The sequence below is a fragment of the Candidatus Thiodiazotropha sp. AKAK3 genome (genome assembly GCF_058244645.1).
Window position 1 is genome coordinate 1 of sequence record NZ_JBSYOQ010000036.1, and the last position, 14,765, is coordinate 14,765.

General features: G+C 50.6%; 14 protein-coding genes. 11 read left to right on the forward strand and 3 right to left on the reverse strand.

The window, feature by feature from the left end; translation table 11 throughout:
• Window positions 1–488 precede the first annotated feature (488 nt).
• From AC4IE7_RS06910 to moaA, 3 genes are all read right to left on the reverse strand, one after another.
• Window positions 489–1,403, reverse strand: coding sequence for a substrate-binding domain-containing protein (locus AC4IE7_RS06910; protein WP_490776085.1), 915 nt, complete (start codon window positions 1,401–1,403; stop codon window positions 489–491).
• A gap of 61 nt (window positions 1,404–1,464) precedes the next feature.
• Window positions 1,465–2,349 carry a formate dehydrogenase accessory sulfurtransferase FdhD gene (locus AC4IE7_RS06915; protein ID WP_490776086.1) on the reverse strand — a complete coding sequence of 295 codons (885 nt, stop codon included), beginning with the start codon at window positions 2,347–2,349 and terminating at the stop codon, window positions 1,465–1,467.
• A gap of 10 nt (window positions 2,350–2,359) precedes the next feature.
• Complete coding sequence (gene moaA, locus AC4IE7_RS06920) at window positions 2,360–3,382, reverse strand: GTP 3',8-cyclase MoaA (RefSeq protein ID WP_490776087.1); 1,023 nt, start codon at window positions 3,380–3,382, stop codon at window positions 2,360–2,362.
• A 283-nt stretch (window positions 3,383–3,665) separates the two neighbouring features.
• Here moaA and AC4IE7_RS06925 point away from each other — a divergent pair, with 283 nt between their 5' ends.
• From AC4IE7_RS06925 to AC4IE7_RS06975, 11 genes are all read left to right on the forward strand, one after another.
• A complete protein-coding gene (locus tag AC4IE7_RS06925) occupies window positions 3,666–4,184 on the forward strand; it encodes a DUF3305 domain-containing protein (RefSeq protein WP_490776088.1) in 519 nt (172 codons plus the stop codon).
• The gene (locus AC4IE7_RS06930; protein WP_490776089.1) at window positions 4,174–4,728 is read left to right on the forward strand and encodes a DUF3306 domain-containing protein; all 555 of its coding nucleotides are present in this window, start codon (window positions 4,174–4,176) and stop codon (window positions 4,726–4,728) included. The genes AC4IE7_RS06925 and AC4IE7_RS06930 overlap by 11 nt, the downstream gene beginning before the upstream one ends.
• Complete coding sequence (locus AC4IE7_RS06935; RefSeq protein ID WP_490776090.1) at window positions 4,725–6,335, forward strand: 4Fe-4S binding protein; 1,611 nt, start codon at window positions 4,725–4,727, stop codon at window positions 6,333–6,335. The genes AC4IE7_RS06930 and AC4IE7_RS06935 overlap by 4 nt, the downstream gene beginning before the upstream one ends.
• A gap of 96 nt (window positions 6,336–6,431) precedes the next feature.
• Window positions 6,432–7,097, forward strand: a complete 666-nt coding sequence (locus tag AC4IE7_RS06940; RefSeq protein ID WP_490776091.1) for a TorD/DmsD family molecular chaperone — start codon at window positions 6,432–6,434, stop codon at window positions 7,095–7,097.
• Window positions 7,098–7,289: 192 nt separating this feature from the next.
• Entirely contained in the window at window positions 7,290–7,502 is a 213-nt protein-coding gene (locus AC4IE7_RS06945) for a hypothetical protein (RefSeq protein ID WP_490776092.1), read from the forward strand.
• Between the two features lie 18 nt (window positions 7,503–7,520).
• Window positions 7,521–10,418, forward strand: coding sequence for a formate dehydrogenase subunit alpha (locus AC4IE7_RS06950; protein WP_490776093.1), 2,898 nt, complete (start codon window positions 7,521–7,523; stop codon window positions 10,416–10,418).
• A 26-nt stretch (window positions 10,419–10,444) separates the two neighbouring features.
• Complete coding sequence (fdh3B, locus tag AC4IE7_RS06955; RefSeq protein ID WP_490776094.1) at window positions 10,445–11,074, forward strand: formate dehydrogenase FDH3 subunit beta; 630 nt, start codon at window positions 10,445–10,447, stop codon at window positions 11,072–11,074.
• A gap of 44 nt (window positions 11,075–11,118) precedes the next feature.
• Window positions 11,119–12,210, forward strand: a complete 1,092-nt coding sequence (locus AC4IE7_RS06960; RefSeq protein ID WP_490776095.1) for a formate dehydrogenase subunit gamma — start codon at window positions 11,119–11,121, stop codon at window positions 12,208–12,210.
• Entirely contained in the window at window positions 12,207–12,848 is a 642-nt protein-coding gene (locus tag AC4IE7_RS06965) for a hypothetical protein (protein ID WP_490776096.1), read from the forward strand. The genes AC4IE7_RS06960 and AC4IE7_RS06965 overlap by 4 nt, the downstream gene beginning before the upstream one ends.
• Before the next feature lie 38 nt (window positions 12,849–12,886).
• Window positions 12,887–14,146 (forward strand): (Fe-S)-binding protein, encoded by a 1,260-nt coding sequence (locus AC4IE7_RS06970; protein WP_490776097.1) that lies wholly within the window; start codon window positions 12,887–12,889, stop codon window positions 14,144–14,146.
• Between the two features lie 275 nt (window positions 14,147–14,421).
• Window positions 14,422–14,580 (forward strand): hypothetical protein, encoded by a 159-nt coding sequence (locus AC4IE7_RS06975; protein WP_490776098.1) that lies wholly within the window; start codon window positions 14,422–14,424, stop codon window positions 14,578–14,580.
• The last annotated feature ends 185 nt before the right edge of the window (window positions 14,581–14,765 follow it).

Genomic DNA, 14,765 nt, shown 5'->3' on the forward strand with positions numbered 1-14,765 from the left:
GTGGTAGGGGTGCTCAATGGCTGAGTGTTGGAGTATTAATTGCCTGGTTAGTTGTATGCAGGAGATGGTGCGGCAGGGCCGCACCCTACGGGTGGAATAGTATTTTGTAGGGTGCGTTCCTGATGCATCTGTGTGTTTTGTAGGGTTAAGTTGCGGTGTGGTAGGGGTGCTCAATGGCTGAGTGTTGGAGTATTAATTGCCTGGTTAGTTGTATGCAGGAGATGGTGCGGCAGGGCCGCACCCTACGGGTGGAATAATGTTTTGTAGGGTACGTTCCTGATGCATCTGTGTATTTTGTGGGGTTAAGTTGTGGTGTGGTGTGGTGCTCAATGGCTGAGTGTCGGAGTATTTATTGCCTGGTTAGTTATATGCAGGAGATGGTGCGGCAGGGCCGCAGTCTACGGGTGGAATAGTGTTTTGTAGGGTGCGTCCCTGACGCACCTTTTCAATGTTGTTGGTGTTCACTTGCCTATCAATATGAGGCTCTTCTATTCATCCCCCCAGACCAGCTCTCCAGCTTCACTCAGATCATAACCCCCCAGGCGCTCTCCCATGGCCAGAGAGTCTGCCGAGCGTAGTCGGTTGATGAGATCCTGGAACAGTCGGCGAAACCAGATGTTCCTCGGCAGCGCCAGGTCGAATGATTCCCAGCCGAAGGGGATAAACTCCAAGCCATACTCTTTGGCCGCTGCTCTCGCCCCCGGTGCGGCGTCGGCCTGGTTCATTGCAATGCTGGCTGCAGCCTCCCGCTCTGAGAGGGCAGTGCATACGCTATTCAGTCGATCTACATTAACACTGTATTGGCTCAGGACTTCCAGCAGAAAACGTTGTGCGCCTGCACCGGTCTGTCGCATGGCCCATCGGTAAGAACCCTCCAGCAGGGTTTTGGTATCTGGTCGTTGCTCTCCAATCTCCCGGCTCACGATCAATCCCTGCTCTCTGCGAAAGAGTCGTATCAACACCCACTGTCTGAATTGAGGGTATTGACGTAACAGCGCCGGGTGGCGGGTGTCACTCTCTTGGTTCGGCCCCCAGTGGATGCCGCAGGCATCAACACGGTTCGCCTGCAGTAGATCCAGGCCGAGTCTTGTGCCTGTCGGTGAGTAACTGATTAGTGCATGAGCACCGGTCTCTTGTGCAAAGTTCATGATCAGACGATAGAGCAGGGGGTCATCGCTACCGGCGATAACCAGTCGGTTGGTCATCAGGCCACCATGGGCTGAATCGAGCATCCAGCGATCAACCAGTTCCCTGGGAAATAGCCATTTTCCAGTTATTTTCGTTGCAGGAATACGCTCCTCATTGACCAGTGAATAGATCTTCTTTTCATTCAGGTGCAGATACTCCGCGACCTGTTTTACATTCATGAATACATGCTGGTCCTGAGAGATAACTGCTGCCATATTTTCTCCTTACTAATCCAACACCCAAATAGTTTTCTTTCAGGTTGCCAGGTTAATATCATCAGCTCTTGGCGTGTTCCGCCGGTTTACTGTCTGAGGCTTTGAAACGTACCTGAGGGATTGCATCGAATGAGATGTTTTCTGCGCCGTTGTAGATTAGAAAATGTTTTCCCTTTGCTCGGGCAATCAAGGTGACCCCCACCTGTTTGGCAAGATCGACTCCCATCTGGGTGGCTCCTGAGCGGGAGAGTAGAAAGGGTATGCCCATCTGTGCAACTTTGATCACCATCTCCGAGGTCAGTCTTCCAGTGGTATAGAAAAGTTTGTCTGCGCCTGTTGTATGGTTCAGCATCATATGCCCGGCAATGGCATCAACTGCGTTGTGTCGACCTACATCTTCGATAAAGAGTTGGATCTCTGCACCACGACAGAGGGCGCAGCCATGAACTGCACCTGCTTTTTGGTAGACTTCGTTGTAGCTGCTGAGATTTTTTAACAGTGCATAGATGCCTGATTGAAGATGGCGACGCTGGGGCAGTTCGATCTTATCCAGATCTTCCATTAAATCGCCGAAAACTGTGCCCTGTCCACAGCCGGTGGTGACTGTTTTATGCGCGGTCTTTTTATCCAGATCCGCAATGCCATCGAAGGTTGTGATAGCTGCAGACTCTGTCTCCCAGTCCACTTGAACCGCCTTGATCTGATGGATATCGGTAATCAGCCGTTGATTATGTAACCAGCCGAGAACAAGCATTTCCGGACGGGTTCCCAGGGTCATGAGGGTGACCATCTCGCGCTTGTCCAGGTAGACGGTGAGCGCCCGCTCGGCAGCGACCCGACCATGGCGGATTTCGCCAAATTCATCAACGGCTGTCGCTGGGTGAGCTGCACTCAGGCCGGCATCTGTGAGATGAGGTCGATATTGATCAGAGTTTTGTCTGTTCATCACTGCTGACTCATCCGCCAGTGGCATTCATATGTCGGAACAGAACCGGTTGAGCGCTGAGATCGAACTCATGTCCCTTGGGTTTGATCTCCATCGCCTCGATTATGGATTGTCTTAGGGGTTCATCATCCAGTGGATTGGCACGAACAACACGGCGCAAATCTTTTGAGTGTTCCTGGCCAAGACAGAGCAGTAGTTTGCCTTCTGCGGTCAGGCGAACCCGATTGCAGGTGTCACAAAAGTTATGACTATGTGGAGAGATGAATCCCACCCGGGCATTTGAACCGTTGAGTCGATAGTAGCGTGCGGGGCCGCCTGTGTTTTCAGTAGTCGGGGTCAGCTCATAGTGTTGCTGAATATCCTGCATTACCTGGTCACTTGAGTAGAAGAGCTCTTCTCGATCATGGTCACCTATCATTCCCAGGGGCATCTCTTCAATGAAGCTGATGTCCATGCCACGGCTTTCAGCAAAGCGAACCAGATCTGCTACTTCGTCGTGGTTTCGATTTTTGAGTATTACAGAGTTGATCTTTAACCGTTGAAAGCCAGCTTCCAGGGCAGCATCAATGCCTGCCATTGTGCGCCGTATATCGCCAACCCGGGTCATTGCATGAAAGCGGTCGGCCTGTAGGGTGTCGAGGCTGATATTGATGCGCGTGACGCCAGCTGCTTTGAGTGGCTTGGCATAGCGGGAGAGCAGGGTGCCATTGGTAGTGAGGGTCAGATCTTTCAGACCCTCTAACTCTCCTAGATGTTCGAACAGTTGCATGATTCCCCGACGGGTCAGGGGTTCGCCGCCGGTGATGCGGATCTTGTTCACCCCCATGTCGACAAAGTTTTTACCTACCCGATAGAGCTCTTCCAGTGTCAATAACTGTGATCTGGGAACAAACTCCATATCCTCAGACATGCAGTAGACACAACGCAGGTCGCAGCGGTCGGTGACTGAGATTCGCAGGTAGGTGATATTGCGGTCGAAGCGGTCTGTCAAACTGCTTCGATCTGTTGCCTGGTTATTGTTTGTATCGGGCATAGGGGGTTGTCTCTCCAACAAGCTCTCTGGATCTGTACGCAAAAGTCATACCGAAATAGCGTGTGCTGCCAGATCAGTATCTGCAGGCCGAATGATTGTTGTGGTGGTATGAAATGTCCCATTCGAAGCGCTGAAACGGGACATTTTGCCCTGTTTTGCCACAACTCCTTTTTTTGGACTATTTTCCTGAACCGCAAATTCCCTGGTTATTTTCCGAATGTTGATAGTGGTATGTAACTTGCGATCCACTCATTAAAACTCATCGATTCAAGAGGCATCGAATATGTCTATTTCAGAAAACGAGATCGGCAGCGCCATTCCCCAGGAGTTTTCGGTTTCGGTAATCATGCAGCAGTCCCCCAGCAGCAATATCTGGGTAAGCAAACAGTGGGAAGTAGTTGGCATCCTGGCGGCTAAACGGAGAACTACAGCTGAGAGTGAAGTTGAGTTGATTCATCAGGAGGGGGAGGTTTGTCGATATCTCTATTCCGGTTTTACCCTGCGCCTGCATGTGGATGAGTGCGAAAGCTATTACCACAATCTGCTCTCTACTGAACCCCGCTGTTACGTGGTAGCGACAGAGAGTGATGATGGTGTGCCCACACCCTTTCTGGTGAGTTTCAGTTTTGATGAGGCCCATGCCTATCTCGAAGGGGATGAGACCGTCTATGCCGTGGCTGTGACCCCAGAGATATACCGTTGGGCTGAAACATTTGTGCTGACTCACTATGTGCCTACAAAGCGTACAAAACGCAAACGGGCCGACTGGAAAATGAGTACAGAGAGGCCCCATGGATCGTGATGAAAAGTCATTGGATGAAGAGAAATCCAATCAAGGTGATGGTTTCTATAGTCGTTGGTCAGAACGAAAACTGGCCTCTCAACAGCCGTTGATTGCAGAAGCGCCAACAGTAGAGGAACCCCAACCATCTGATGAAGATATGCCCCCTTTGGAAAGTCTCAATGAAGAGTCGGATTACAGCGGCTTTCTCTCTCCAAAAGTCTCCGAACAGTTACGTCAACTTGCCTTACGAAAACTGTTTCATGGCGCTGCTTTCAATGTCTGCGATGGCTTGGATGATTATGCTGAGGACTTCACCCAGTTCGAAGCGCTTGGGGATGTAATTACAGCTGATTTAAGGCATCAAATGGAGCTTGAGGCGGAACGGAAAAGAGAGGAAGAGGTGGCTGAATCAGAAGATCAACTCCAATCTAAGCAAGCCCAGAGCACTGGTGCGACTGAGTCTGAGCAGGAGGAGGCGCCGCAAGATGTGGTGTCATCGGAAGAGCGGCTGTCGGGTGAATCAGGGCGTGATGATGACATTAATCAAGAGACCCCATCATGAGCGATATGAACAAACAGACACAACAACAAATAGATCATCTGGCTCGGCAGGAGGCTCAGGCCGCTATGAATCGAGTGCGGATCGAGGCGACTGGTCTGGTCAATTATCAGTCCTGTGGCAGGTTGGCAATTATCGGTAATCAGCAGGCCCTGGAAATTGCACCTCGACTAAGTGACAAACTTCATCCGATGGTGATTTTAACCGAAGGTGCTGAAGAGCCAGGTGTACCTGTGGTGCCGGGAGGGGGGCGGCCTATTGCCATAGAGGGTTATCTGGGGGCATTCAAGATCCTGCTGGGAGAGGAGGGACGATCGAATTTCGAAATCATTGCAGTGGATTTGGTTCTTGATCTCACACCTGAACCCCTGATGGGCCAGGATTTGACACCCCCTGGTTATTTCCGATCCTCTTTTAATGAATCAGAACTTGATCAGGTGGTGGAGACTCTGGCTGATATGACCGGCCGTTTCGAAAAGCCGCGCTACTTCGACTACGACCCTCAAATCTGCGCTCATGGTCGCTCAGGTAAAACTGCCTGTACCCGTTGTCTCGATGTCTGTCCGGCGGAAGCGATCAGTAGCCTGGCTGAGACTATAGAGGTCAATGCTTATCTATGTCAGGGGGGTGGCGCCTGTGCGACAGTTTGTCCAAGTGGCGCCATACGTTATGTCTATCCAGGTGTGAAAGATACCCTGGAACGTTTGCGAAAACTGCTGACTGTCTACCGTGAAGCGGGGGGTGAGCATCCCATAATTCTGATACGAGCCAGTTCAGACGCCCCAGTTCCTGCACCGGAAGAGGGTAACTATCTGACGATGGAAGTGGAGGAGTTGGCCAGTGTGGGGCTTGAAGTTTGGTTGTCGGCGCTCGCTTACGGGGCGCAGGCGGTTTGGTTGGTCAATGACAATCAGCTACCCGATGATGTAGCCGACGCCCTGCAGCAGCAGTTACTTACCGCCGAGGAGGTGGTCAGTGCGATGGGGTATCCGGCGGGGGTTGTCAGATTGGGCGCACTGGAGGAGATCAAGGATTCATCCATTATGCCCGATTTAAAGCCGGCTGGATTCTCCGGGCTTGGTGATAAACGTCAAACGGTCTATCTGGCAATCGATCATCTGTTTGCCCAGTCTCAACGAGCCAAGCCCATGGCAACTCTAAGTCAGGGTGCGCCATTTGGTGAGGCGGTTGTCTCAGCTCAGTCATGTACTCTATGCCTCTCTTGTGTCGGCGTCTGTCCAGGCAAAGCGCTGCAGAGTGGGTCGGGAGAGCATCCTCAGTTGCGTTTTGTTGAGGCCAATTGTCTGCAGTGTGGTCTCTGTACCCGCACTTGTCCCGAAGATGCGATCTGGATTACCCCCAGACTGATCTTTGACACTGAACGACGCAGTCATCCTCGAACCCTGCATGAAGAGCAGCCCTTCCACTGTGTCTCATGCGGAAAGCCATTCGCTACTCGTTCGGTGATTGAAAAAATGCGCAGCAAGCTCAGTGGACACTATATGTTCCAAAGTGAGCGCGCTCTAAGACGCCTGACTCTTTGTGATGAGTGTCGTGTGGTTGATATTGCCCAGGATCCGGAAGCACTTGATGGCCAAATTCGCCAATAAAACCCTATTGATTGCCCATTATCTACCCAATTTGTCATTTTTTTTCCCGTGGATCTGGTCTGCGGTTTGCACTTGTCTTATCCGAGGAGACTGTAGATGACTGACTTGAGCCAAACGGCGCAAAACAATCAAAGCATAAGCCCATGGGCATCCGATGAAGCAGCCTTTGCCGCTCGGGAGCACTCTCTGGATGAAGCGCAGCAGTGTCGTGTCGGTGCCTACGGGATGTTGGCGCAGCTGTTGAGAAATTCACCGGACCAAGAGACTCTGGATCAGGTAGCAATATTTGCTGACCTCTCTTCGAAAGCCGATGAGCTGGCGCTGGCTATGTCGATGTTGGGACTCTCTGCAACCACTTCCAGCAGCGAGACGGTGGACGATGAGTTTCATGATCTGTTCATCGGCATGGGGCGAGGTGAATTGGTGCCTTATGGCTCCTGGTACCAGACAGGCTTTTTAATGGAACGTCCATTGGGAAGGCTCCGTACCGATCTCAATCTGTTGGGATTTCAACGCCAGGATGGGGTGACTGAGCCAGAGGATCATGTTGCAGCCCTATGCGAAGTGATGGCTATGTTGATCCAGGAGTCCCAGAGCGTACAAGTTCAATCGCAGTTTTTTGAAACACATCTGGCGAGTTGGTTAGCTCGCTTTTTTACCGATTTGAGTGAAGCAAAGTCGGCAATTTTTTATCGGGCGGTGGGGCGTTTTGGCAAAGCTTTTATTGCCCTCGAGAAGCGCTATCTGAATATGACAGTCTAGTCCGGGTTCTCATCCTGATAATGAAAAACAGAGTTAATTGATACTTTATTCACCAACAGCTGATTGAGTTTTTATCCAACTACAAGCAGTTACCAGGTAACGCTGAACAAGCTACTCGAACCGCGTTCCCGGATGAAGTATCCGGACTGACAAACGCAGATACACAAGTTTAATGCATCGGAGGAAGAGTCCATGAAAAAGCGGTCAAGAAAATCACCGGATAACCAGCGTAGAGCCTTTCTGCGTACTACCGCCGGTGCGGGTGTCGGTGTGGCAGTTGCAGCGACTCTTCCCGGTCTGACATCAGCATCAGTTGAAGAAGAACCTGAAGAGAAGAGTCAGGTTCAAAAAGGATATCGACTGACGCCACATATCGCCGCCTACTACAAGACTACTAATCGTTGAGTCGTTGAGGATACCGGAATGAAATTGCAAAAAATCTCTGACTCTGTGACAGATATCAATACCGATATAACCTCCCCCAAAAAGGCCGCTGCTGGTATCGCCATGGATCGTCGTAGTTTTCTACGCAACTCCGGGTTGATGGCAGGCAGTGCCGCACTGGCGACCGGTTTTGCGCCAGGCATGATTAAAAAGGCCCAGGCAGCAACGGATGCAACAAGCGGCAAGGTTGAACTGAAGAAGACCATCTGCACACACTGTTCTGTTGGCTGCGGCATTATTGCTGAAGTTGAAAACGGTGTCTGGACAGGACAGGAACCTGCATTTGATCATCCATTCAATCTTGGTGCCCACTGTGCCAAGGGGGCATCAGTCAGAGAGCATGGGCATGGTGAGCGGCGTCTGAAATATCCCACCAAACTGGTTGATGGTAAGTGGAAAAGGGTCTCCTGGGAGCAGGCTATTAATGAGATTGGTGACAAGATGCTCGAAATCCGCGAGCAGTCTGGCCCTGACTCAGTCTACTGGCTCGGGTCTGCAAAACATAATAATGAACAGGCCTATATGTTCCGCAAATTTGCTGCCTTCTGGGGCACCAATAATGTAGATCACCAGGCACGAATCTGTCACTCCACCACCGTTGCCGGCGTTGCCAATACCTGGGGTTATGGCGCCATGACCAACTCCTATAATGACATCCATAAATCCAAGGCGATTCTGATTATCGGTGGCAATCCAGCCGAGGCCCATCCGGTTTCATTGCAGCATGTATTCAAGGCCAAAGAGGAGAATAACGCGCCACTGATCGTTATCGATCCACGCTTTACCCGTACTGCTGCCCACGCCGATCAATTCCTGCGCCTGCGTCCGGGTACCGACGTGCCGTTGATCTGGGGTATGTTATGGCACATTTTTAAGAATGGCTGGGAAGACAAAGAGTTTATCCGTCAGCGTGTCTACGGTCTGGAAGAGGTAAAAAAAGAGGTGGCCAAATGGACGCCTGATGAAGTAGAGAAGGTGACTGGTGTACCGGAAAACCAGGTCTATTCCGCTGCAAAAACCATGGCGGACAACCGGCCCGGCACCTTCATCTGGTGCATGGGTGGGACACAGCACACCATTGGTAACAACAATACCCGTGCTTACTGCACCTTCCAGCTGGTCCTGGGCAATATGGGTGTTGCTGGCGGTGGAACCAATATCTTCCGTGGGCATGACAATGTTCAGGGTGCAACAGATTTTGGCGTTCTCTCACATACACTGCCGGGTTACTACGGGCTCTCTAAAGGCGCCTGGACCCATTGGTCTAAGGTTTGGGATGTGGACTATGACTGGCTCGCTGGCCGCTTCGATCAGGCCAGTTATGAGCAGTCAAAAGGTAAAGATGCCCTGGTGATGAACACCAAGGGTATACCGGTATCCCGCTGGATCGATGGTGTGTTGGAAGAGAAGGGCAATATTGCGCAAAAGGATAATGTTCGTGCCATGGTTCTTTGGGGCCACGCACCCAACAGTCAGACCCGTGGCCCAGAGATGAAAAAGGCGATGGAAAAACTGGATATGATGGTGATAATCGATCCCTATCCAACTGTCTCTGCGGTTATGCATGATCGTACAGATGGGGTCTATCTGCTACCCGCAGCGACCCAGTTTGAAACCTACGGCTCGGTTACCGCTTCAAACCGTTCGCTGCAGTGGCGCGACAAGGTGATCGAACCCCTGTTTGAATCCTTGCCAGACCATACCATCATGTATCGTCTATCGAACAAACTCGGTTTCAGCAATGAGTTATTTAAAAATATCAGTGTGACCAATGAAGAGCCCTTGATTGAAGACATTACCCGTGAATTCAATAGCGGTATGTGGACCATCGGTTATACCGGACAGAGTCCTGAACGGATGAAGAAGCAGCAACAAAACTGGGGTACTTTTGATTACACCTCACTGCTTGCTGAAGGTGGCCCCTGTGATGGTGAGTTCTATGGTCTTCCTTGGCCCTGTTGGGGAACAGCGGAGATGGGACATCCTGGCACACCAAATCTCTATGACACCAGCAAGGCAGTAGCCGATGGTGGTTTAACCTTCCGTGCCCGTTTTGGTGTGGAGCGCAATGGTGTAAGTCTGTTGGCCAACGGTGCCTATTCGAAAGGATCTGAGATCAAGGATGGTTATCCTGAATTCACCGATAAATTGCTGAAAAAGTTGGGTTGGTGGGATGACCTCTCTGCAGAAGAGAAAGCCCTTGCAGAGGGCAAGAACTGGAAGACCGACCGTTCCGGTGGCATCCAACGTGTGGCGATCAAACATGGTTGCGCCCCCTTTGGCAACGCCAAGGCACGAACAGTTGTCTGGACCTTTCCCGATCCGGTGCCGATACACAGAGAACCGCTCTATACCAGTCGCCGCGATCTCGTGGAGAAGTATCCCACCTACGAAGACCGAAAGTCGTTCTATCGCTTGCCGGTGCGTTACGGTTCGATCCAGGCGAAAGACTACTCGAAAGATTATCCGATCATACTCACCTCAGGACGCTTGGTTGAGTATGAGGGTGGTGGTGATGAAACCCGATCCAATCCTTGGTTGGCTGAGTTGCAGCAGGATATGTTTGTCGAGATGCATCCCAGGGATGCCAATAACGCCGGTGTCAAAGATGGCGACGATGTTTGGCTTGAAGGTGCAGAGGGTGCGCGAATCAAAATTAAAGCGCAGGTTACCCGACGGGTTGCCGCCGGGGTGGCGTTCATGCCCTTCCATTTTGGTGGACATTTCCTGGGTAAAGATCTACGCAGTAAGTATCCGGAAGGTGCTGATCCCTATGTTCTGGGTGAAGCTTGTAATACTGCCATGACCTATGGCTATGACTCCGTTACACAGATGCAGGAAACCAAGTGTAGCCTGTGCCGCATAAGCAAAGCGTAACTGGGAATTAATAGAGGATATCTGACATGGCACGAATGAAATTTTATTGTGATCCCGAGCGCTGTATAGAGTGTAACGCCTGTGTAACGGCCTGTAAGAATGAAAACGAGGTTCCCTGGGGGGTGAACCGTCGACGGGTAGTCACCATCAATGATGGCGATGAGGGGGAAAGATCCCTCTCAGTCGCCTGTATGCATTGCTCCGATGCCCCTTGTGCAACTGTCTGTCCGGTGGATTGCTTCTATACCACTCAGGATGGTGTGGTATTGCATGACAAGGATATCTGTATCGGTTGTGGCTACTGTTTCTACGCCTGTCCCTTCGGTGCGCCTCAATTTCCAGAAGATGGCGCCTTTGCATCCCGGGGCAAGATGGATAAGTGCACCTTCTGTGCCGGTGGGCCGGAAACCGATAACAGCTCGGATGAGCATCGCAAATATGGTTCCAACCGTTTGGCCGAAGGTAAGCTGCCTTTGTGCGCAGAGATGTGCTCGACCAAAGCCCTGCTGGCCGGTGATGCGGATGTGATCTCTGATGTCTATCGCAAGCGCATTATCAATCGCAGCGCCAGTGTCATGGCACGTGGTGTTTCATATCGTGATTCATCATTCCGGGCACCAAAAAACGTGGGTGGAAAGAGTAGTTCAAACGAGTAAGACCTGACCGTAGTAATGATGTTTATGCCATTAGGATGAGGTTCATGATAACTAGAATAGAGAGCATCAGTAACAGGCTTCAACGTATCTCATGTGGTGGGCTGTTGCTGTTCTTACTCTTCTACAGTCTGCCCGTAGAGGTTCTTGCTGAGACAAAAGTTAATCGTGATATGCCATCAAGTGCAGTGCTTAATCCCGCAGCAGAGCTATGGCGGGATGTGCGGCAAAGAGAGAGTGGCAGTAAAGGAAAGAGTCAGGTCAGAGGTGTTGATAGCGGTGTGCTGATCAATGCCAATGGTGATCGCTGGCGAAAGTTCAGAATGGAGCAGCTGATTCCTGTTGGTGGCTCTGTTCTTCTTGGGGTGGTAGCCTTGCTGGGGATCTTCTACATGATCAGAGGCAAGGTGCTTATTGAAGGTGGCCCTTCAGATCGTAAGTTGTTTCGCTACTCGACTTATGAGCGAATGATCCATTGGTTTCTCGCTTCGATTTTTCTGTTTCTTGCCATCTCTGGTTTAATTCTTCTGTTTGGCCGTCCCCTGCTTATACCTGTGCTGGGTAAAGAGGTATTTTCTGTTTTGGCGTCAGCCAGTAAAGAGGGGCACAACCTTATAGGGCCACTGTTTATGCTTGCTGTGGTGTTGATGTTTATTCAGTTCGTACGTCGCAATATCTATCAGAAAGGCGATCTCAGCTGGTTGCTCAGAGGTGGTGGTATTATCGGTTCTAAACATGTGCCATCGAACTTTTTTAACATGGGTGAGAAGAGCATGTTCTGGCTGCTTATTCTGGTAGGCAGCGTCATTATCGCATCAGGTCTGATGTTGGTGTTCCCCGTTTTCGGACAGGGAAGGGAATGGATGGAACTTGCCCACGTAGGACATGCCCTCGGGGCAATATTGATGATCACAGTGATCATTGGACACATCTATATCGGCTCTGTGGGTATGGAGGGGGCCCTTGATGGTATGACCACAGGCTACTGCGATCTCAACTGGGCAAAAGAGCATCATGACCATTGGGCAACTGAGGTAATCGAAAAGGGAGATGATCTATCGCAGGCTGAGGTGGAAAAATTAGAGGGCAGTAGTTTACCCGAGATGACAATCGTAAAACTCCAGGAGAGCGGAAAGTGATCGGGCAGTTTATAGATGGCCCACTCTGGAGCTTCTCTCTGGGCGTGTTTATTATCGGCGTTATCTGGCGTATCGGTTCAATCGTACTAAGCGGCGTCAAAGCAGACCTGGCAAATCCGAAGGGAAGTGCAAGCAGTGGTGCCTTTCGCACCCTGTTCACTCGCTTTGTTCCTGAGCGAACCGTGACGAGACGTGGCAAGCTACAGCTGATTGCAGGATATGCCTTTCATCTTGGACTGTTTGTACTGCTCTTCTTAGCGCAACCGCATATAGATTTCATAGCAGACAGGATTACCGGTTTTGCCTGGCCTGCAATACCTCATTGGGCCTTTATTATATCAGCAGAAGTTGCATTCGCCGGTTTGATTCTGCTGTGGCTGCACAGAGTACTCAATCCGGTTACCCGTCTTCTATCAGACCTGGATGATCATATAGGCACCATCCTGGTGTTCCTGGTGATGTTGAGTGGTTGTCTTGCCCTGGCCCAGTCATTTGAACCACTTCGTCTACTACACCTGTTGCTTGCGGAGCTGTTGCTGCTCTATTTTCCATTCAGTAAATTAATGCACGCCTTTACCTTTGTCATGAGCCGTGGTTATACCGGTGCGGCAATGGGTCGTAAAGGTGTAAATGCTTAGGTTTTACCGAACGGCCCACAGCCTTAGGAGAGATTTCCATGAGTGACCCCTTTGAACAAGGCGTAGAGGCACTGAGGGAACAATTGGATGCAAAAGTAGCGTCATACTTCTCCAGTTGTGTCCATTGTGGGCTTTGTGCAGAGGCCTGTCTTTTCTACACCGAGACAGGAGATCCCCGGTATACCCCAATCTATAAACTGGAACCGATGAAAAAACTCTGGCGTCAGGAGAAGACCTTCTGGGGTAAGTTGGGTACGTCATTGGGAATAGGCAAAACATTGACGGAAGATGATTTTGCGAAGTGGGAAACACTGGTCTACGACAGTTGCACACTCTGTGGACGCTGCTCCATGGTATGTCCTGTGGGTAATGATATTACCTATATGATTCGTAAACAGCGGGAAGCCTTTTCAGTCGCTGGGTATGCGCCAGAGGGTATGAAAGAGGCGACCCGGCGTGCTTTAAAAATCGGTAGTCCTATGGGGGTGACCTTTAAAACCCTGCAAGCATCACTGGCCCATGTGGAGAAGGATACAGGCTTATCGATACCTATAGATCAGAAGGGGGCGGACTATATGACCCTTTTCTCATCCATGGAGATTGTCAATTTTCCAGAGTATATAGAGAGCATTGCAAAGATATTCAAAACTGCCGGAGTGAGTTGGACGATCAGTAGTGAAGCATTCGAAGCGACCAACAGTGGCATTCAGATTGGTAATAAAGAGGCCGCTGCAGAATTGGTGGGTCGGGTAGTGGATGCCGCAGAAAAACTTGGCGTTAAGGCTGTAGTCAGTCCTGAGTGTGGACACGCCTATACTGCTATACGCTGGGAAGGGCCTAACCTAATAGGACGTAGCTACGATTTTGAGGTGGTACATATCCTTGAATTATTGGAGCAACTCAAATCAGAGGGAAGAATAAAAGTTGCCTCCAGGGACGATACCCCAATGACATTGCATGACCCTTGCCAGATCGTTCGGCGTGGTGGAGTGATTGATCAACCCAAAGAGCTGATGAATAGTGTTGCTGTGAATTTTAGAGAGATGGAAGATCAAGGTGTAATGAATTGGTGCTGTGGTGGCGGCGGCGGTGTGAGTGCCAATGAAAGAGCAGAAGAGCTACGGCTGCAGGTATTCACGCGGAAGAAAAAGCAGATCCAGCAGACCGGTGTGGATACAATGGTCACTGCCTGTGCCAATTGCCGGATTATCCTGGAAGAGGGCATAGAGCACTACGAGATGGATACCGAAGTGATCAGTTTGACAGAACTTCTGGCTGAACATATCCAGGAAGAGTAAGTTACCTTTGAAAGTTCTGTCATAGAAAAAATACCCACAACTATCCGATATAGAAGTCAGGTGTGCCCAGCCACACCAACCCAACCGAAACAAAACTCACCAGACAAGGTGCGGTCCTGTCAATTCAACCGATATAAAACTCACCTGACAAGGTGCGCTCCTGTCAATTCAACCGATATAAAACTACCTGACGAAATGTAGGGTGCGGCCCTGCCGCACCATGCCCAACTAAAACCAAAGCCACCTGACGAGTCGGTATAGAGGCGCTGTTGGTAATGAAGCAAAGTATCTGGTTTTTTGGTGAATTCTCACCCCTATGGTGCGGCAGGGCCGCACCCTACATCTATTTGGTTCTTGGGTTGATTAGTTCAACATTTGATGTTGAAGAAATAGAGCAAGGTAGCCTGGATGAAGTGAAGCGGAATCCGGGATGATTGGCGCACTGCTCTCCCGGATTCCGTTGCACTTCATCCAGGCTACGGGCTGCCCTATTCATTCTAACGCTGGAGCCTGGGAACGAGGTAAATGACTCGCCCAGGAGGATGAAACAAGTAGCCGGCTGGCTCCCCAAAATGGATTCACCTGTAGGGTGCGGCCCTGCCGCACCATGCCCAACTAA